At 68.6% G+C, this 20,660-nt stretch carries 13 protein-coding genes; 11 read left to right on the top strand and 2 right to left on the bottom strand.

The features are described from left to right. The first annotated feature begins 159 nt into the window (after window positions 1-159). Complete coding sequence (locus AC4D2F_RS14230; protein WP_490911115.1) at window positions 160-1,413, top strand: sensor histidine kinase; 1,254 nt, start codon at window positions 160-162, stop codon at window positions 1,411-1,413. Next, entirely contained in the window at window positions 1,410-2,090 is a 681-nt protein-coding gene (locus AC4D2F_RS14225) for a response regulator transcription factor (RefSeq protein WP_104166874.1), read from the top strand. The genes AC4D2F_RS14230 and AC4D2F_RS14225 overlap by 4 nt, the downstream gene beginning before the upstream one ends. Window positions 2,091-2,210: 120 nt before the next feature. Here AC4D2F_RS14225 and AC4D2F_RS14220 read toward each other — a convergent pair whose 3' ends face one another. After that, window positions 2,211-2,777 (bottom strand): hypothetical protein, encoded by a 567-nt coding sequence (locus AC4D2F_RS14220; RefSeq protein WP_490911114.1) that lies wholly within the window; start codon window positions 2,775-2,777, stop codon window positions 2,211-2,213. 256 nt (window positions 2,778-3,033) lie between these two features. Between AC4D2F_RS14220 and AC4D2F_RS14215 the strand changes: the two genes are divergently transcribed. From AC4D2F_RS14215 to glgX, 6 genes are all read left to right on the top strand, one after another. Beyond that, on the top strand, window positions 3,034-3,516 hold the full coding sequence (locus AC4D2F_RS14215; protein ID WP_043443336.1) for a CarD family transcriptional regulator: 483 nt from the start codon (window positions 3,034-3,036) through the stop codon (window positions 3,514-3,516). 79 nt (window positions 3,517-3,595) lie between these two features. Next, window positions 3,596-4,489: an IspD/TarI family cytidylyltransferase gene (locus AC4D2F_RS14210; protein WP_490911609.1), complete on the top strand. Its 894-nt coding sequence runs from the start codon at window positions 3,596-3,598 to the stop codon at window positions 4,487-4,489. Then, window positions 4,476-5,021, top strand: coding sequence for a 2-C-methyl-D-erythritol 2,4-cyclodiphosphate synthase (ispF, locus tag AC4D2F_RS14205; protein ID WP_490911113.1), 546 nt, complete (start codon window positions 4,476-4,478; stop codon window positions 5,019-5,021). Before AC4D2F_RS14210 ends, ispF begins: the two co-directional genes overlap by 14 nt. A gap of 26 nt (window positions 5,022-5,047) precedes the next feature. Beyond that, on the top strand, window positions 5,048-6,508 hold the full coding sequence (gene cysS / locus AC4D2F_RS14200; RefSeq protein ID WP_490911112.1) for a cysteine--tRNA ligase: 1,461 nt from the start codon (window positions 5,048-5,050) through the stop codon (window positions 6,506-6,508). Between the two features lie 122 nt (window positions 6,509-6,630). Continuing rightward, the gene (rlmB, locus tag AC4D2F_RS14195; RefSeq protein WP_104166864.1) at window positions 6,631-7,614 is read left to right on the top strand and encodes a 23S rRNA (guanosine(2251)-2'-O)-methyltransferase RlmB; all 984 of its coding nucleotides are present in this window, start codon (window positions 6,631-6,633) and stop codon (window positions 7,612-7,614) included. A gap of 6 nt (window positions 7,615-7,620) precedes the next feature. Then, window positions 7,621-9,723: a glycogen debranching protein GlgX gene (glgX, locus tag AC4D2F_RS14190; protein WP_490911111.1), complete on the top strand. Its 2,103-nt coding sequence runs from the start codon at window positions 7,621-7,623 to the stop codon at window positions 9,721-9,723. A gap of 151 nt (window positions 9,724-9,874) precedes the next feature. Here glgX and glgP read toward each other — a convergent pair whose 3' ends face one another. After that, window positions 9,875-12,487, bottom strand: a complete 2,613-nt coding sequence (glgP, locus tag AC4D2F_RS14185; RefSeq protein ID WP_104166860.1) for an alpha-glucan family phosphorylase — start codon at window positions 12,485-12,487, stop codon at window positions 9,875-9,877. A 134-nt stretch (window positions 12,488-12,621) separates the two neighbouring features. Here glgP and AC4D2F_RS14180 point away from each other — a divergent pair, with 134 nt between their 5' ends. The 3 genes from AC4D2F_RS14180 to glgB are packed head-to-tail and all read left to right on the top strand — an operon-like array spanning window position 12,622 to window position 20,227. Next, a complete protein-coding gene (locus AC4D2F_RS14180; RefSeq protein WP_490911110.1) occupies window positions 12,622-14,661 on the top strand; it encodes an alpha-1,4-glucan--maltose-1-phosphate maltosyltransferase in 2,040 nt (679 codons plus the stop codon). Next, complete coding sequence (treS, locus tag AC4D2F_RS14175) at window positions 14,661-16,427, top strand: maltose alpha-D-glucosyltransferase (RefSeq protein ID WP_104166856.1); 1,767 nt, start codon at window positions 14,661-14,663, stop codon at window positions 16,425-16,427. Before AC4D2F_RS14180 ends, treS begins: the two co-directional genes overlap by 1 nt. Next, window positions 16,424-20,227 carry a 1,4-alpha-glucan branching protein GlgB gene (glgB, locus tag AC4D2F_RS14170; RefSeq protein WP_490911109.1) on the top strand — a complete coding sequence of 1,268 codons (3,804 nt, stop codon included), beginning with the start codon at window positions 16,424-16,426 and terminating at the stop codon, window positions 20,225-20,227. The genes treS and glgB overlap by 4 nt, the downstream gene beginning before the upstream one ends. Window positions 20,228-20,660: the final 433 nt, after the last annotated feature.

The following is a 20,660-nucleotide window of genomic DNA, read 5'->3' as shown; positions in this document are numbered from 1 at the left end:
TCCCTGGAAGTTTCGAATCGAACCGTTCCCACAGTTCTGCCGACGACCCTTCCAGCCAGCGGTGAACTGTTTCTCCGCATTGTGTGAACGTTAGTTGAACCCCTCGCCCAACGCCACCGGATGGGGCGGACCCGAAATACCAGCGCATAAGCTAGGTCCGTGGACCCCCTTCTCCTGACGCTCGTGGCCGGGCTGGTAGGCCTGGCCCTCGGCGTGACCGGTATGGCGGCGTTCCGCGCGAGCGAGGTACAACGGCTGCGACTCCACTACGAGGACGAGCCCTCCCTGCCCGACGGCGCCGCGGAGGTCCTCTCCATCATCGGCAGGGCGTACGTGATCGTGGACGCGATCGACGGCGTCGTCCGCGCGAGTCCCGCGGCCTACGCCTTCGGCCTCGTCAGGGGACATACCGTGGTGCACTCCGAGCTCCTCGAGCTCACGGCCCGCGTCCGGCGCGACGGCGTGATCGAGCAGCAGCAACTCGAACTGCCGCGTGGCCCCCTCGGCCAGGGGACGATCGTGGTCCAGGTCCGTGTAGCGGCCCTCGGCGCCGAGTACATCCTGATCCTGGCGGACGACCGCACCGAGATCACCCGCACCGAGGAGATCCGCAACGACTTCGTCGCGAACGTCTCCCACGAGCTCAAGACGCCCGTGGGTGCGATCTCCCTCCTCGCCGAGGCGATCGACGACGCCGCCGAGGACGAGGTGGCCGTCCGACGCTTCGCCCAGCGCATGCACAAGGAATCCAGCCGCCTGTCCGCGCTGGTGCAGGACATCATCGAGCTCTCCCGTCTCCAGGGGGCCGACGTCGTCCGCCGCGGCAAGCCGGTGGACATCAACTCCGTCGTCGCCGAAGCCGTGGACCGCAACAAGCTTCCCGCCGAGAGCAAGCAGATCGACATGGTGGTCGGCGGATCGGTCTCCACCCCCGTACACGGTGACCGCGACCTGCTCATGACGGCCTTCCGCAACCTCATCGACAACGCCATCCGCTATTCGCCCGAGGGTACGCGGGTGGGCGTGGGACTCCGGTCCCGGGACGGCCTCGTGCAGGTGTCGGTCACGGACCAGGGCCCGGGCATCACGCCCGAGGAACAGGAACGCATCTTCGAGCGCTTCTACCGCATCGACGCCGCCCGGTCCCGCCAGACCGGCGGCACAGGCCTCGGTCTCAGCATCGTCAAGCATGTGGTGTCCAATCACGGCGGCGAGGTCACCGTGTGGTCGCAGCCCGGACAGGGCAGTACCTTCACGGTCCGGTTGCCCGAGATGGAGGGCGCCGTGGACGACGACGCCGCAGCGGACGAATCTGCCCCGGGCGACGTCGGCAACGGTGCCGTCCCGTCGGTCGAGCGGAAGCCAGGAAAGAAGGGCAGCAGTGCTGCCCATGAGCAGGGAGTCAAGGCTTGAGCCGAATTCTGATCGTTGAGGACGAGGAGTCGTTCAGCGACCCGCTGTCCTATCTCCTCGGCAAGGAAGGGTACGAGGTGTCCGTCGTGGACAACGGCCTCGACGCCCTCACCGAGTTCGACCGCTCAGGCGCCGACCTCGTGCTGCTCGATCTCCAGCTGCCGGGACTGCCCGGTACCGAGGTCTGCCGGCAGCTCCGCCAGCGCTCCAGCGTCCCGGTCATCATGCTGACCGCGAAGGACGCCGAGATCGACAAGGTGGTGGGACTGGAGCTCGGGGCTGACGACTACGTCACCAAGCCCTATTCCTCCCGTGAACTCGTGGCCCGTATCCGAGCAGTGCTGCGGCGCCAGGGCGAACCCGAGGAACTGATCTCGAACACCATCCAGGCCGGTCCGGTCCGCATGGACATCGAACGGCACGTCGTAAGTGTCGACGGCGACCAGGTGGCACTTCCGCTGAAGGAGTTCGAGCTGCTCGAGATGCTGCTCCGTAATTCGGGCAGGGTGCTGACCCGCGGCCAGCTGATCGATCGGGTCTGGGGGTCCGACTACGTGGGGGACACCAAGACCCTCGACGTCCACGTGAAGCGGCTGCGTGGCAAGGTGGAGCCCGATCCCTCGAATCCCCGCTACCTCATCACCGTGCGGGGGCTTGGCTACAAGTTCGAGCCCTGAGTCCGGCCCCCGGACCAGGATGATCCTGGACCCCGGTGCCGGCCGAAAGGCGTGAGGGCCCGCCGAAATGACACTGCCCGCACCCGATCGATCGGGTGCGGGCAGTCACGGTGCTGCGGGCTACTCGCCCTCGGATGCTTCCTCGCCCCCGGCTGCTTCCTCGCCCTCGGATGCTTCCTCGGTCGCCGCGGGTTCACTCGGCCGGGGCGTGAAGCCGCCGGGTACGAAGTCGCGGTATTCCTCGAGGGTCCCGTCCAGTACGGGCACCTGGAAGGTGGCCTCTTCGCCGTCGACCTCGAAGTCGACGTCGACCAGCGAGCCGGGGTTGTTCTCCAGCCCTTCGAGCGTGGCGTCGTCCTCGGTCTCGTCCTCGAACCTGAACTCCCCGTCTCCCTCGACGGTGATGGTGGTTTCGATGCCATCTGCCCGGATGGACAGGTCCACGGGCTGGTCTGTCGTGTTGAACACGGTACCGACGATCCGCCCCGCGGCCTCGTCCTCGCTGCCCACGATCAGGAGGTTGCGCAGCAGGACGGGTCCGAAATCCTTCACGATGCCATCCGAGGCGGCGTACTGGGTCGTCGTGGACTGTTCGGTGGTGAAGGTGCAGCCGGAGACACCCAGCATCACCAGCACGGCGCCGGCAGCCACGGACCGCTGCACTCGGTTCTTCGGTGCGAAATTCACAGCACAAACTCCTGGGGTTGAACAGGTGGGACAGGGACGGAATCCGGAGGGGACCTACAGGACAGACTATCGGCAACGCCGTCCGATCGTGGTGTCGGTTTCGGCTGCGCAGGAGCCCCGGATCACTTAATGCCCGGTCCGTCAAGAGGCGAATGATAGACACTTCCGCTTGATTCGAGCCCCTGACCTGCGAAAACGCGCTCATCGGCGTGTCGTTGCCGTGATAAACTGATTCCCGGGAAAGGGGAAAGTCCACATGGTTTTTGAGGTCGGCGAAACAGTTGTTTACCCGCATCACGGCGCAGCGAAGATCGAGGAGATCAAGATGCGTGTCGTCAAGGGCGAAGAGAAGATGTATCTCAAGCTCAAGGTGGCCCAGGGCGATCTGACGATTGAAGTACCAGCAGAGAACGTCGACCTCGTAGGGGTTCGCGACGTGGTGGGCAAGGAGGGCCTCGAGCATGTGTTCGACGTCCTGCGGGCCGAGTTCACCGAAGAGCCGACCAACTGGTCACGCCGTTACAAGGCGAACCTCGAGAAGCTCGCCTCCGGCGATGTCATCAAGGTCGCCGAGGTGGTACGTGACCTCTGGCGCCGCGATCACGACCGCGGCCTGTCGGCCGGCGAGAAGAGGATGCTCGCCAAGGCGCGGCAGATCCTGATCTCCGAGCTCGCACTGGCCGAGAAGACCGACGAGGAGAAGGCCGCAAGCGTTCTCGACGAGGTCCTCGCCTCCTAGGAGATGGGCCGACCACGAAAGAGGGACCTCCGGGTCCCTCTTTTTTGTTGCGCTGTCATAGGGTGACGGAGTGTCCGAGATGAATCCCCAGCACCGCACCCCGGCCGAGGTCGGCGTCGTCATCGTCGCCGCCGGCTCCGGACAACGCCTCGGCCACGGCATCCCGAAGGCCCGCGTCCTCTGTGGCGGACGCACCCTCCTGGACCACGCGGTGGACGCCGTGCTCCTGGCAGGCGTCGCGACCGCCGTCGTCGTGGTGCTTCCCGAGGGCGACGACGTCCTGGCTGCCGTCGTCGCGGAGGCAGCCGCCCGCAGCGCAGCGTCCCGCACGGCCGACACCGCCTCCGGCGCGGCGACGGACAGTCCGGATCCGGCCGGGAGCACAGGGGACGCCGTACTGGCGCATCCCCCGGTCGTCGTCTCGGCAGTGGTGGGGGGATCCACGCGGACGGCGTCCGTGCGTGCCGGGCTCGACGCCCTGCCGCCGACGGTCGGCGTCGTGCTGGTCCACGACGCCGCGCGGGCGCTCACACCTCCTGCCGTCTTCCGGCGGGTCGCCACCGCCGTCGCGGAGGGTGCGACGGCGGTCATCCCGGTCCTGCCGGTGGTCGACACCGTCAAGGTCGTCGACGGCGACCTCGTCACGGCAACCCCCGATCGCGCGGCACTGCGGGCCGTGCAGACCCCCCAGGGCTTCGACGCCGGTGCTCTCCGGGCGGCCCATGCCGGCGACGCCGCAGCGCGCCCCGGCATCACGGACGACGCCATGCTCATGGAGGCACTCGGCCACGCGGTACGGGTGGTCGAGGGGGACTCCCTGGCGTTCAAGGTCACGACCCCGCTCGATCTCGTCATAGCCGAAGCAGTCCTCGCACAGAGGGCTGCCGGCAGCGCCCAGCGGTCCGACCGGGGCCCGAGCGACCCGGCCCCGGGCGCCATCCCCACCAGCAGGAGCAGCCGTGTACCTGAGTGAGCACCTCCACCTTCCCCGCACCGGGATCGGCGTCGACGTCCACGCCTTCGCAGCCGAGCCCGCGGCCGGCACGCCGGCCGCCCCGCTCTGGCTGGCAGGCCTGCTGTGGGAGGGGGAGCGCGGACTGTCGGGACATTCCGACGGCGACGTGGTGGCCCACGCGGCGGCCGATGCCCTGTTCTCGGCGGCCGGAGTCGGCGATCTCGGGACGCACTTCGGTACGGACCGCCCCGAGTACGCCGGCGCCTCGGGCCATACCCTCCTCTCGGCCGCCGCGGGGATCGTGCGCGCGGCGGGGTTCGATATCGGCAACATCGCGGTGCAACTGATCGGCAACCGACCGAAGTTCGGACCGCGCCGGGCCGAGGCCGAGGCCGTGCTGTCCGACGCCGCGCAGGCACCCGTGAGCATCTCGGCGACCACCACCGACGGCCTCGGCCTCACCGGCCGGGGGGAGGGCGTCGCGGCCATCGCCACCGCCGTCGTCGTCCGGTCCGCTGCCCGGGCGGCTCCTCCCGCTCCGCAAGAGTGAAGCCCGTCGGCGGGTAATCTGGACCGGTGAGCCTGCGATTCTATGACACCGCCCGCGCCGAGGTGCGCCCCTTCGAACCCCTCGAACCGGGCAGGGCGAGTCTCTACTACTGCGGCGCCACCGTGCAGGGCATGCCCCACGTGGGGCACGTGCGCTCCGCCATCGCCTTCGACCAGCTCACGCGCTGGCTCGAGGCGCGGGGACTGCGCGTCACCGTGGTCCGGAACGTCACGGACATCGACGACAAGATCCTCGCCCGGTCCCAGGACTCCTTCCGCCCCGGGGCGACGGACGAGGACCCGTCCCTGGTGCCGGAGGAATCGTGGTGGGCGCTCGCGTTCCGCTTCGAGCAGGAGTTCCACCGGGCGTATGCGGCTCTCGGCGTCCGGCCCCCCACCTACGAGCCGCGGGCCACGGGCCACGTCCCGGAGATGCACGCCCTCATCCAGCTCCTCATCGACCGCGGCCACGCCTACCCGGCACCGGACGGCTCCGGTGACGTCTACTTCGACGTCCGCTCCTGGCCCGCCTACGGCAGCCTGACGCGGCAGGACATCGACGACATGCAGGCCGCCCCCGACGCCGATCCCCGGGGCAAGAAGGATCCGCGCGACTTCGCGCTCTGGAAGGGGTCCAAGGAATCCGACCCGCCGACGGCGTCGTGGTCGAGCCCATGGGGTGCAGGCCGGCCCGGCTGGCATCTCGAATGCTCGAGCATGGTGACCAAGTACCTCGGCACGGAGTTCGACATCCATGGCGGCGGGCTCGACCTGCGCTTCCCGCACCACGAGAACGAGATGGCCCAGTCCCAGGCCGCGGGGCACGCCTTCGCCCGCTTCTGGATGCACAACGGGATGGTCACCTACGGCGGCGAGAAGATGTCGAAGTCGATCGGCAACACCGTGAGCCCGCAGGAGATGATCGATGCCGCCGGTCCCCGCGTGGTGCGCTACTACCTCGGCCAGGCACACTACCGCTCGGTGCTCGACTACCGGGAGACCTCTCTGCAGGAGGCGGCAGCCGCCGTGGCCCGCATCGACGGCTTCATCTCGAAGGCGTCCGCGCGCGTCGGCGCCCCGGACCGTGACGCACTCTCCCCGGCCGACCTCCCCGCGGCCTTCGCGGACGCGATGGACGACGACCTCAACGTCCCCCAGGCCCTCGCTGTGCTCCACACCACGGTGCGCTCCGGCAACACCAGCCTCGCCGAGGGTGACGACGACGCCGTGCGCGCAGCCCTCGCCGCCGTCGTCGCCATGACCCGTGTGCTCGGGCTCGACGACGCCGGAGCCCCCGTCACGGCGGGGGACACGGCGGCAGCCGCGGCTCTCGACGCCCTCGTCGTCGACCGCATCGACGAACGCAGCGCCGCCCGCAGTGCCCGGGACTGGGCGAGGGCGGACGGCATCCGCGACACCCTGGCAGCTGCTGGGATCACGCTCGAGGACTCCGCCGACGGCGCCACCTGGTCGCTGTCGGGGGACTGACCGGGAGCTCCCCGACAGCGCCGGTCGACGCCCGGATAGCGCCGGGACGAGGCGTGCTGAGGCAGTCGACGCGCTCCGCGTAAACTGGAGTCGATTCTTCTTCTATATAAAGGTGTTCTTCCATGGCCAGTCACGGACGTCCAGGCGCGGTTCGCAAAACGAAAAAGGGCCCCACCATCGGCACCGGCGGCCACGGACGCAAGTCGCTCGAGGGCAAGGGCCCCACTCCCAAGGCGGAGGACCGCCCGTACCACAAGTCGTTCAAGAACAAGGAGCTGGCCGAACGTTCGGCGGCGAAGCGGGCCGGCGGCAAGAGTGCCGGCACCGGCCGCACGAAGGGCAAGGCCGCCGAAGAGGTCGTCACCGGCCGCAACTCCGTCGTCGAGGCGCTTCGCGCGGGCATCCCGGCCAAGGCCCTGCACGTCGCCATCCGTGTCGAGATGGACGACCGCGTCCGCGAGTCCCTGAAGATGGCGGCCGAGCGCGGCATCCCCGTCATGGAGACCGGCAAGCCCGAGCTGGACCGCATGACCGACGGCGCCGTGCACCAGGGCCTCATGCTGCAGATCCCGCCCTACGAGTATGCGGACGCGCTCGACCTCGTCGACGAGACCATCGAGCGTTTCCGGCGCGGGCACATCGGCAACGCGCCGCTCTTCGTCGCCCTGGACGGCATCACGGACCCCCGCAACCTCGGCGCCATCATCCGTTCGGCGTCGGCCTTCAGCAGCCACGGCGTGATCGTTCCCGAGCGACGCGCGGTCGGCGTGACGGCGTCCGCCTGGAAGACCAGCGCCGGCGCCGCCGTACGCGTCCCCGTGGCGCGCGTCGGCAACCTGAACTCGGCATTGAAGTCCCTCAAGTCCAAGGGCATCTTCGTCCTCGGGCTCGACGGCGACGGCGATGTCTCCCTCCCGGAGCTGTCCCTCGGCCGCGACCCCATCTGCATCGTCGTCGGCTCGGAGGGCAAGGGCCTCTCCCGCCTGGTACGTGAGAACTGCGACCAGATCGTGTCCATCCCGATCGACTCCGCCATGGAATCGCTCAATGCCTCGATGGCGGTGGGGATCACGCTGTACGAGGTCTCCCGCCAGCGCTCCGCCTGACCGTCGATGGTGAATCCCGCGCCGTCGCCCCATCCGTCGCGCGAGTTCCCGCTCGGACTCCAGGCCATCGCCGGCGCCTGGGGTCGGGACACGCATGCCAACGCCGCGGTATGGGCGCCGGCCATCCCGTCCATCGACGTGCACTGGCGCCGCGCTGACGGGTCCTGGACGTCGGAGACGCTGGTCGGGCTCGACGGCGGCGTCCACCACGGCGTCGTGGGCCCGGTGTCCCCGGGCTCGCTCTACGCCTTCTGGCCCACGGGCAAGGAGCTGCCGGGTGCGGTCGGCGAGGCGCAGCTGCTCCTCGATCCCTACTCCCGTGCGATCGAGGTCGTCGACACACCGCCCGGGGTGGACGAGCCGACGTCGCGCTCCTACTACTCCGTGTTCCTCGAGCACGCCTTCGACTGGGGAACGAGCGAACGGCCCCAGACCCCGTGGCGGGACACCGTCATCTACGAAGCCCACGTCAAAGGGCTCACGAAGCTCCACCCGGACATCCCCGAGGAGCTGCGGGGCACGTACGCGGGGCTGGGGCATCCGGCCATGGTCGGGTATCTCCGCGACCTCGGGGTGACCGCCGTCGAGCTCCTGCCCATCCACTTCCACCTCGACGAGCCGCACCTCGAGCCGCTGGGCCTCAGCAACTACTGGGGGTACAACACCCTCGGGTTCTTCTCGGCGCACACCGACTACGCGACGGCGGCCGCACGGGCCGCGGGCCCCGCCGCGGTGCTCGACGAGTTCAAGGGCATGGTCCGCGCGCTCCACGAGGCCGGACTCGAGGTGATCCTCGACGTCGTGTACAACCACACGGCGGAGGGTGAGCAGCATCGGCCGGCCCTCTGCTGGCGCGGACTCGGCGATCTCGACTACTACCGGCACGACCACGCCGGCCACTACGTGGACACGACCGGCTGCGGCAACAGCCTGGACTTCTCCCAGCCCCGCGTCGTCGAGTTCGCGCTGGACTCGCTGCGTTACTGGGTGGAGGAATGCCGGATCGACGGATTCCGGTTCGACCTCGCCGTCACGCTGTCCCGCGACGAGCACAACGCCTTCACCCCGAGGCACCCCTTCCTGGTCGCGGCGGGCGCCTCCAAGGCGCTCCGCGGCACGAAGCTCATCTCGGAGCCGTGGGACATCGGCCCTCACGGCTGGCAGACCGGGCGGTTCCCCGTCGGCTGGGCCGACTGGAACGACGGCTTCCGCGACACCGTGCGTGACTTCTGGCTTCGCGATATCGCCTCCCTGACCCATGGCGGCACCGGGTCCTCGCCCGCCCGCCTGGCGGGCTGCCTCGCCGGCTCGGCGGACACCTTCGCACACTCCGGCCGCAGCGCCCTCGCCTCCGTCAACCTCGTCACCGCCCACGACGGCTTCACGCTCGCGGACCTGACGGCGTACGAGCGCAAGCACAACGAGGCCAACGGTGAGGGCAACCGCGACGGCCACAACGACAACCGCAGCTACAACCATGGTGCCGAGGGCCGCACGGAGGACGAGGCGATCCTCGCGGCCCGCGAGCGGACGGCGCGCAACATCATGGCCTCGCTGCTCATCTCGCTGGGGGTCCCGATGCTCACGGCCGGCGACGAGTTCGGACGCACCCAGGCCGGGAACAACAACGCCTACTGCCAGGACAACGAGCTCGCCTGGATGCACTGGCCCGACGACGCCGCATCCCGGCGCCTGCTCGATTCGACCCGCACGCTGCTGGCCGTCCGACGGGCCTTCCTGGCCCAGCAGCCGCCGTCCTTCCCGTCCCGCGGCGACCAGTCGACCCTGCTGTGGTTCAACGCCGCCGGGCTCCCGATGACCGCGCACGAGTGGGAGGACCCGCGGACCAGGACCGTGCAGCTGATCCTCGGATCGGCCGGCGGGACGGTGGACGGGCTCGTCGTGATCAACGGCTCGCTCGAGGACACACGCATCCACCTGCCCTCGGCCTGGATCCTGCAGGGACAGGGCATAGAACAGGAACAGCCGCGCTGGTTCAGTCCGATCTTCGACTCCGCCTCCCGCGAACCGATGCCCGCCCGCGTGCGGTTGCGGTCCGGCGACGCCGACACGGTCGCCGCCGACTCGGTGCGCATCTATCGCTGCTGACGCGCCCCCATCCCTGAGCAGTGCCCGTCCGGCGCGGACCGGAAAGGGTGGGCGCGGACCGGCGGCCGGCCCGAGCGAGGTCCGTTCACGACGAAGCCCGGGACCATCCGGTCCCGGGCTTCGTCCTGCACCGCCTGCAGGCGGCAGACGGTCAGGCGTTGACGACGAGTCCCAGTTCCGCCTTCGTGGCGAGGGTCGCGTGCTTCGGCAGCACGCGGACGGTGTATCCGAAGGAGCCGGAGTGGTCGATCCGGATGCCGCCCCTGAACAGGTAGCGCCCGCTGCCGAGGTTCTCTGCGACCTCCAGGTCCTTGACCGTGACGTCGCTCAGCTCGTCGGTCTCGAGGGCACGGCCGTAGGCCACCTCGACGGCGACGTCGTCCGGGTCGAGCCCGCCCAGGGACACGTAGGCGTCGACCGTCAGCGAGTCACCGATCTGCGGGTACTCCGTGACGCCGGTGGAATCGACGTGTTCCACCTGGACGGCCGGCCAACTGCCCTGGACACGGGAACGCCACGCGGCGGTCCGCTTCGCGAGCGAGTAGTTGTCGGCCGCTGCGGCGTGGCCGGCACGCCAGGCCGGGCGGTAGAGCTTCTCCACGTAGTCCTGCAGCATGCGCTCGGCCGACACCGCGGGACCGAGGGTCGCCATGGTGTGCTTGATCATCGCGATCCACTGGTGCGGCACGCCGTCGCGCGAGGGCTCCGACGGGCCGGCGGCCCCGGCTCCCTCGGCAGGGACCTGTGAGTAGAAGCGCGGAGCGACCTGCGTCTCCAGGAGGTCGTAGAGTGCGCTCGCCTCGATGTCGTCGCGGGCATCGGCGGAGGCCCCGTTGTTGGCCGTCGGGATCGCCCAGCCGTTGTCGCCGTCGTACATCTCGTCCCACCAGCCGTCCAGCACGGACAGGTTGAGGCCGCCGTTGATGGCGGCCTTCATGCCCGAGGTGCCGCAGGCCTCCAGGGGTCGGAGCGGGTTGTTCAGCCAGACGTCGCAGCCGGGGAACAGGGTGCGTGCCATCGCGATGTCGTAGTTGGGCAGGAACACGATCCGGTGGCGGACCTCGGGGTCGTCGGTGAAACGGACCAGGTCCTGGATCATCCGCTTGCCCTGTTCGTCCGCGGGGTGGGACTTGCCGGCGATCACGAGCTGGATGGGGTGCTCCGGGTGCAGGAGCAGGGCCTTCAGGCGGGCCGGGTCACGCAGCATGAGCGTGAGGCGCTTGTAGGTCGGCACACGGCGCGCGAACCCGATCGTGAGGACGTCCGGGTCCAGCACCGAATCGGTCCACTTCAAGGCGGCGTCGGCCGCGCCACGCTTCTTCCACGAGGAGCGCAGGCGCTGGCGCACGTCGTCGACGAGGTTGGAGCGGAGGCTGCGGCGCAGCGCCCAGATGTCGGTGTCCGGGACGTCGTACACCTTGTTCCACTGCGGGTCGAGGACGGACTCGGCACCGAAGTTGGCACGGGCGAAGTCCGCGATCTCGGGATCCACCCAGCTCGGCACATGCACGCCGTTGGTCACCGACGTGATCGGCACCTCCTGGGTGTCGAACCCCGGCCAGAGCCCCGAGAACATCCCCCGGGACACCTCGCCGTGCAGCTTCGCCACACCATTGGCGCGCTGGGCCAGGCGGAGGCCCATGACGGCCATGTTGAACTTCGAGCGGTCGCCGTCCTCGTAGTTCTCCGCTCCGAGGGCCAGGACGCGGTCCGTCGGGACGGCGGGCGCGAGGCCCGCGTGGAAGAAGTGCTCGATCTGCGCGCGGTCGAACCTGTCGATGCCGGCCGGCACCGGGGTGTGGGTGGTGAAGACGGTCGAGGCCCGGCCGGCCGTGAGCGCTTCCTCCCAGCTCATGGGCGTCTCGTTGGACGGATCCATGAGTTCGCGGATGCGCTCGATGCCGAGGAAGCCGGCGTGGCCCTCGTTGGTGTGGAACACCTCGGGCGCGGGTGTGCCGGTGAGCCGCTCGAAAATGCGCAGCGCCTTCACACCGCCCATGCCGAGGAGCAGTTCCTGCTGCAGCCGCTGGTCGCCGCCACCGCCGTAGAGGCGATCGGTGACGTTGCGCGCCGCCTCGTCGTTGCCCGGGACGTTGGAGTCGAGGAGCAGGAGCGGGACGCGGCCGACGTCGGCACGCCAGATGTGCGCGGAGAGCTGGCGGCCGTTGGGCAGCGGCAGCACCACCTTCGCGGCCGAGCCGTCCTGCTCGCGGAGCAGGGTCAGGGGGAGGCCGTCCGGGTCGAGGACGGGGTAGGTCTCCTGCTGCCAGGCATCCTGCGAGAGGGACTGCTTGAAGTAGCCGGACTGGTAGAGCAGGCCGACGCCGATCAGGGGGATGCCGAGGTCGGAGGCCGACTTCAGGTGGTCGCCTGCCAGGATCCCGAGGCCGCCGGAGTACTGGGGGAGGACCGCGGCGATGCCGTACTCGGGGGAGAAGTACGCGATGCTGCGCGGAGCGTCGTCGCCGAGCCCCTGGTACCAGCGCGGTTTCGTCAGGTAGTCGTCGAGATCGGCACCCACCTCCTGGATGCGCTGGACCAGCGTCTCGTCGTCGGCGAGCTGCTCGAGCTTCTCGCGTGTCACGGAGCCCAGGAAGGACACCGGATCGTGGCCGCTCTGCTCCCAGGCCGCGCGGTCTATCTCCTCGAACAAGCGCGAGGTCGGCAGGTGCCACGACCAGCGCAGATTGCCCGCGAGTTTGCCGAGCGGTGCGATCTTCTCGGGGAGGACGGTTCGGACGGTAAATCTGCGGATTGCCTTCACCCCGATTACGCTAGCGCACTTGCCGAGCAGTAGCGCGGAAGCGTTGCGTAAACGCTTGCTCGATGTGTTATCGGCGCCGATGTTACGCAAAGCTCCCTTAGCAATTCAGGCCATTACTCGCTAACGTCGTACGGGTGACCACCACAACCGACCAGAACCGAAATGCCCCTTATCCCGAAGGACTGCGGTTCGGCCGCATCCCCATCACCGCGGTCAGTCCCGTCGTCGAGGACGGACGCTTCCCTGCCAAGGCGCTTCCCGGCTCGGACATCGCCGTGGGCGCGACCGTCTTCAGGGAAGGACACGACCAGCTGGGTGTGTCGGCAGTCCTGTACGACCCCAGGGGCAAGGAGGTGCAGCGCATCCGGATGACACCGGTCGGCTCGGGGCTGGACCGCTGGGCGGGCATCCTGACCCCGCGCACGAAGGGCCTTCACACCTTCACCATCGAAGGCTGGTCCGACCTCTTCGGGACATGGGAGCACGACGCGACCATCAAGATCGCGGCCGGCGTCGACGTCGAGCTGATGCTGATGGAGGGCGCAGCGCTCTTCACCCGCGCGGCAGGGGAGCGCAGCGCACGCGATGCGGCTCTCTTCCGCCGCACCGCCGCGACCCTCTCCGACACCTCCCTGGCCGTCGACGAGCGTCTCGCCGCCGGCCTGACGCCCCAGATCCACGAAGCGATCGCCCGCCGGCCCCTCCGCTCGCTGGTCACCGCTTCGCGGGCGTACCCGATCGACGTCGAGCGGGAGCTCGCCGGCCGCGCCGCCTGGTACGAGTTCTTCCCGCGGTCGGAAGGCGCCACCTACGATCCGGAGACGGCGCAGTGGACCTCCGGCACGTTCCGTGAGGCCGCCAAGCGCCTCGACGCCGTGGCCGCCATGAACTTCGACGTCGTCTACCTGCCGCCGATCCACCCGATCGGACACACGCACCGCAAGGGCCCTAACAACACCCTCACGGCCGGCCCCGGCGACCCGGGCTCGCCCTGGGCGATCGGATCCGCGGACGGTGGCCACGACGCCATCCACCCCGACCTCGGCACCTTCGAGGACTTCGATGCCTTCGTCGCACGCGCCGGCGAGCTCGGTCTCGAGGTGGCCCTGGACCTCGCGCTGCAGGCCGCACCCGACCACCCATGGGTCAAGACTCATCCCGAGTGGTTCACCACCCGCATCGACGGCACCATCGCGTACGCGGAGAACCCGCCGAAGAAGTACCAGGACATCTACCCCATCAACTTCGACAACGACCCCCAGGGCCTGTCGAAGGAGATCCTGCGGATCGTCCTCATGTGGGTCCAGCACGGCGTGAAGATCTTCCGGGTGGACAACCCGCACACCAAGCCCGTGCAGTTCTGGGAGTGGCTCATCGCCAAGGTGAACAAGAAGCACCCCGACGTCATCTTCCTCGCCGAGGCCTTCACGCGCCCGCCCATGATGCACGCCCTGGGCCGCGCCGGGTTCCAGCAGTCCTACTCCTACTTCACGTGGCGCAACACCAAGACGGAGCTCGAGGAGTACTTCACCGAGATCAGCCAGGTCTCCCCGGCGTACTTCCGGCCCAACTTCTTCGTCAACACCCCGGACATCCTCACCGAGTACCTCCAGTACGGGGGACCGGCCGCCTTCAAGATCCGGGCCGTGCTCGCCTCCATGGCGAGCCCCCTCTGGGGTGTCTACTCCGGCTACGAGCTGTTCGAGCACGTGGCCCGGCCGGGTGCCGAGGAGTACATCGACAACGAGAAGTTCCAGTACCGTCCGCGGGACTACGCCGCCGCGGAGGCCGAAGGCCGCTCGCTGGCCCCGTTCATCACGCGGCTCAACGCCATCCGGCGCGCGCACCCCGCGCTCGGTGATCTCGAGAACCTGTCGATCCACAGCAGCACCGACCCGGCCACGCTGGTCTTCGTCAAGCACAAGCAGACGGCGGAGGGCAAGGACACCATCATCGTCGTCGTCAACGTCGATCCCCACAGCACCCGGGAGAGCACGGTGTCGCTCGACCTGGCGAAGCTGGGCCTCGATGCTGCGGATCTCGACGAGAGCGGTACGTTCCTCGTGGACGATCTCATCACGGGACAGACGTTCGCCTGGGGCGAGCACAACTACGTCCGGCTGGACGCCCACGTGGAACCGGCCCACATTCTCTCGATCAGGAGGCAGCACTAGTGCCCAACCCCTTCCAGCTCAATGCACCTGGACTGGCCCATGACCCCCTCTGGTACCGCAAGGCGGTCTTCTACGAGGCTCTGGTGCGCGGCTTCGCCGATGCGAACGGGGATGGCTCCGGCGACCTGTCCGGCCTGATCGAGAAACTGGACTACCTCCAGTGGCTCGGTGTCGACTGCCTCTGGCTGCCCCCCTTCTTCAAGTCCCCGCTGCGGGACGGCGGGTACGACATCTCGGACTACTACGACGTCCTCGACGAATTCGGTTCCCTCAGCGACTTCAAGCGGCTCGTCGCCGAGGCACACGCCCGCGGCGTCCGGGTCATCATCGACCTGCCCGTGAACCACACCTCGGACCAGCATCACTGGTTCCAGGAATCGCGCCGCGACCCCGAGGGACCCTACGGGGACTTCTACGTTTGGAGTGACACCGACGAGAAGTACGAGGACGCGCGCATCATCTTCGTCGACACCGAGGAGTCCAACTGGACGTTCGACCCGGTGCGTCGGCAGTTCTTCTGGCACCGTTTCTTCAGCCACCAGCCGGACCTCAACTTCGAGAACCCCAAGGTGCAGGAAGCCATCTTCGACGTCGTGAGGTTCTGGCTCGACCAGGGCATCGACGGTTTCCGCGCGGACGCCATCCCCTACCTGTTCGAGGAGGAGGGCACCAACTGCGAGAACCTGCCGAAGACGCACGAGTTCCTCAAGCGTCTGCGAGCGATGGTCGACGAGACCTACCCGGGCCGCGTCATCATCGCCGAGGCCAACCAGATGCCGGACGAGGTCGTCGAGTACTTCGGGGACGCGGACGGTCCCGAGTGCCACATGGCGTTCCACTTCCCGATCATGCCGAGGCTCTTCTACGCGCTGCGCGACCAGAAGGCGGCGCCCATCATCGAGACGATGAAGGAGACGCCCGACATCCCGGCCGGGGCGCAGTGGGGCACCTTCCTCCGCAACCATGACGAGCTCACGCTCGAGATGGTCACCAGCGAGGAACGCGAGGCCATGCTGGGCTGGTACGCGCCGGACCCCCGCATGCGGGCGAACGTCGGTATCCGCCGTCGCCTGTCCCCGCTCCTGGACAATTCACGGGCCGAGGTGGAGCTCATCCACGCCCTCCTGCTGTCCCTGCCCGGCAGCCCGTTCCTCTACTACGGGGACGAGATCGGCATGGGCGACAACATCTGGCTGGAGGACCGCGACGCGTCACGCACACCGATGCAGTGGAACCCGGACCGCAACGCGGGCTTCTCCCCGGTGGATCCCGGCAAGCTGTACCTGCCGGTCGTCCAGTCGCTCGTCTACCACTACAACCACGTGAACGTCGAAGCGCAGATGGCCAGCTCGAGCTCACTGCTCCACTGGGTGCGCCAGATGCTGGCGGTGCGCAAGACCCACCCCGCGTTCGGGCTGGGCTCCTACCGCCATGTAGCCGTCGAGTCCGAGCATGTGCTCGCCTTCCTCCGGGAGATCGACGAGGGCAACACCGAGGGCGAGCAGGCGGAATCGGTCCTGTGCGTCTTCAACCTCTCGCAGCACCCGGTCGCGGCGAGGATGCGGCTTCCCGAGTTCGCGGGCCGCGGACTGCGGGACCTCTTCGGTGGTTCGGTGTTCCCGGCGTTCGCGGAGGACGGAGAGGTCACCCTGACGCTCGGCAGCCACGACTTCTTCTGGCTCCGCGTCCGCTCCGCCAGTTCCAACACGTCCTCCCCGCACACCCAGGCACTCCCGGTCATCCCCGTCCCGGAGGCGACCCGATGATGGCGGCGCACACACCGTTCATCCCGGAGATCCTCACGGCGTGGCTTCCCACCCAGCGATGGTTCCCGGCACGGGGCCAGTCGGTGGACCTGACGGTCGTCGGCGGCACGGTGCTCGAGGACCCGACGGGCACAGCCCGCTTCGAGCTCCATTTCCTCGCCGTCGATTCCGGACGGCGCACCGACGTCGTCAGCGTGCCGATCAGCTACCGGAGCGAACCGCTCGACGACGGCGCGTCCGGCCTGATCGGACAGGTGGAACACCCCGACCTGGGTCCGCGGTGGGCCTATGACGCGACACACGACGCCGACTTCGTGCGCCTCTGGGTGGACTTCATGCTCAGCGCCGGCAGCACCTCGGACGGCCGCCTGAACGGCGTCGCCATCAAGGCGCCGGCCCACCAGGAGCCCGGCACCGTCCAGCCCGTCAAGATCCTGCAGGGCGAGCAGTCGAACACCTCGGTGATCTACGGCTCCGGGCCCGGCTCCATGATCGTGAAGTTCTTCCGGGTACTCGCTGCGGGCGAGAGCCCCGACGTGGAGCTCAGCGCCCAGCTCACCGCGGGCGGCTCCACCGACACGCCGGACACCTTCAGCTGGGTGACGGGCACCTGGCAGCACGCCGGCGCCGAACCCGGCTCCCACGTCACGGGGCACGTGAGCGTGCTGCGCGACTTCGTGGAGGGCAGCACCGACGCCTGGCGCACGGCGTCCCTCGCCGCATCCACCGCCGCAGACTTCACCGCGGAGGCCCGCGGGCTCGGTCAGGCCGTCGCGAGGATCCACCGGCAGCTCGACGTCGCCCTCGGGCACCGCATGGCGACCGACGCCGAGAAGAAGGACTTCAGGGAGGCCCTCGCGGCGCGCATCCGCTGGGCCTGGGAGGAGGCCGGCGACGCCGTCGGACCGCTCGGCGCAGAGGTGGAGCGCATCATCCGCGCCGTGGAGACGCTCGAGGACATCCCGCCCCTGCAGCGGATCCACGCGGACCTGCACCTCGGTCAGGTCCTGCAGGCGCCGGACGGCACCTGGCTCGTCATCGACTTCGAGGGCGAGCCCCTCCGGCCCACGGCCGAGCGGAGCGTCCCGGACGTGCCGCTGCGTGACGTCGTCGGCATGGTCCGCTCGCTCGAATACGCTGCCGCGTCCCGGGGAGCCGCGCCGGTCGGCTCGCCCGCGGCGGCCGAGACGGAGCGGTGGTCCGTCGCCGCCCGCGAGGCGTTCCTCGCCGGGTACGCGGAGGAAGCCGGGACGCCCGTCGACACCGACGGTCCGCTCTTCCGCGCCCTCTGGCTCGACAAGGCCCTGTACGAAGTCGTCTACGAGATCCGCAACAGACCGGACTGGGTCGAGATGCCCGTCCGGGATGTCCGACGCGCGCTGGGGGCACATCCCGGTGCGGACGCCACGAAAGCAGCTGACATGAATCCCCCCAAGAAAGCCGGTCCCGCCAAGGGTGCAGGCAAGGAAACCCTCGCGGGCAAGGCAGCAAAGGCCGTCACCGAGACCGCGAAGGCGGTAGCCGACAAGGCGAAGAGCGCCACCGCGGACATCGCCGACAAGGCGAAGGACGTGGCCCCGGAGGCGAAGGGTCCATCCCCGGCCCCGGCAGCCGACCTCACGCCCGCCGCGGTCGAGCCGTCCGTGCTGCAGCAGGTCTCCGAGGGCTCCTACCACCAGCCCCACGCCGTGCTCGGTGCGCACCTGAGCAGCGACGACGTCGTCACCGTCCGGACGCTGCGACGCCTCGCCCGGTCCGTCGTCGTCGTCACCGGAACCGGCCGCACGGAACTGACCCACGAGCACAACGGGATCTGGGTCGGCGCGCTGCCGGCCGAGAACCCCGGGCACGTCCCCGACTACCGGCTCGAGGTGACCTACGACGGCGACCCCGTCACCGTCGACGACCCCTACCGGTTCCTGCCGACCCTCGGCGAGATCGACATGCACCTCATCGGTGAGGGCCGGCACGAGACCCTGTGGACCGCGCTCGGCGCGCATGTCCGGCGGTACTCGTCCGTCCTCGGAGACATCCAGGGCGTCTCGTTCGCGGTCTGGGCTCCGAACGCCCGCGCAGTCCGTGTCATGGGCGATTTCAACGGCTGGGACGGCAGCGTCAACGCGATGCGCGTGCTGGGCAGCACGGGGATCTGGGAGATCTTCATCCCCGGGGCCGGTGCCGGCACGTGCTACAAGTTCGAGATCCTCGGCAACGACGGGCAGTGGCGCCAGAAGGCCGACCCGATGGCCCGGGGCACCGAGATCCCGCCGCTCACCGGCTCGAAGGTCGTCGAGTCGACCTACGTCTTCGGTGACGACGAATGGATGCAGGCGCGCGCGGCCACCGATCCGCACAACGGGCCCATGAGCGTGTACGAGGTGCACCTGGGGTCCTGGCGCCAGGGGCTCAGCTACCAGGAACTGGCGGAGCAGCTCGTGGAGTACGTCTCCTGGCAGGGCTTCACCCACGTGGAACTCATGCCCGTCGCCGAGCACCCGTTCGGCGGATCGTGGGGCTACCAGGTCACCTCCTACTTCGCGCCCACGTCCCGTTTCGGCTCGCCCGACGACTTCAAGTACCTCGTCGACAAGCTGCACCAGGCCGGTATCGGCGTGATCATGGACTGGGTCCCCGCGCACTTCCCCAAGGACGAGTGGGCGCTGGCCAACTTCGACGGCGGAACCCTGTACGAGCACGGCGACCCGTTCCTCGGGGAGCACCGTGACTGGGGGACGCTCATCTTCGACTTCGGTCGTCGTGAGGTCCGCAACTTCCTCGTCGCGAACGCCCTGTACTGGCTCGAGGAATTCCACATCGACGGCCTCCGGGTCGACGCCGTGGCATCGATGCTGTACCTCAACTACTCCCGCGAGGAAGGCCAGTGGCGTCCGAACAAGTTCGGCGGCCAGGAGAACCTGGAAGCCATCTCGTTCCTGCAGGAGGTCAATGCGACCGCCTACAAGAGGGCTCCGGGAATCGTCATGGTGGCCGAGGAGTCGACGGCGTTCGACGGCGTCACCCGGGCGACCAGCGCAGGCGGCCTCGGGTTCGGTATCAAGTGGAACATGGGCTGGATGCACGACACCCTCGAGTACATCGCCGAGGAACCGATCAACCGGATGTACCACCACGGCAAGGCGACCTTCTCCATGGTGTACGCGTACACGGAGAACTTCATGCTGCCCATCAGCCACGACGAGGTCGTGCACGGCAAGGGTTCCCTGCTGCGCAAGATGCCGGGCGACCGCTGGCAGCAGCTCGCGAACGTCCGCGCGTACCTCGCATTCCAGTGGGCGCATCCGGGCAAGCAGCTGATCTTCATGGGGACCGAGTTCGCCCAGGAGTCGGAATGGGCCGAGCACCACAGCCTCGACTGGTGGCTGACGGAGACCCCGTCCCACCAGGGAGTCCAGCAGCTCGTCCGGTCCCTCAACGCGGTGTACCGGGAGACACCGGCACTGTATGCACGCGACAACGAGCCCGCCGGCTTCCAGTGGATCGACGAGAACGACGGCGAGCACAACACGCTGTCCTTCATCCGCTGGGATCACCAGGGCAACCCGCTCGTCTGCATCGCGAACTTCGCCGGCGGCCCGCACGAAGGGTTCCGGGTGGGACTCCCCTGGGCAGGGGAGTGGACCGAGGTGCTCAACACCGACTCGGAGGAGTTCGGCGGATCGGGTGTGGGTAACGCCGGGGTCGTGACGGCCCGCGAGGGAGCGCACAACGGCCAGCCCGCCTATGGGGACGTCCGCGTTCCGCCACTCGGCGTGCTGTACCTGAAGCCCGCCACCTCCTGACACCCGCGCCACGGCAGCAGCGGACCCCGGCCCGGGGTCCGCTGCTGTTTTGCATCCGGTCCCCGCCGGTGCTATCGTTTATATCCGCGCCGACGAAGTAATCTGGTCGGCCGACAACCTCGGAACCAAGGCTCACCTCCTGTCCACGTGGACGGGAACGGGGAGCGGGGACGACGGGAATCGGCGGATTTGTGGTTGCGGGGTGGGTGCGGGTAGGCTTGAAAAGTTGCTCCGGAGCGATGACATGATGGTTTGGTCGTGTTTGGTGCCGGTTGTTCCTGTTGTTTGAGAACTCAATAGTGTGCCAAGTTTGTTGATACCGATTGTTTTTTGATTGGTTGAATTTGCTGGTTGCTGCGCACTTCGTGTGTGGTGGCTGGTTTTTTTGGCTGGTTTCGAATTTTGTGCAGTGGTGTCGCCCGTTTTCCCGGGT

Source organism: Arthrobacter sp. TJ-263 (assembly GCF_058269155.1).
The sequence above is the reverse complement of the archived record's forward strand: the minus strand, read 5'-3'. Positions and strand labels throughout refer to the sequence as shown.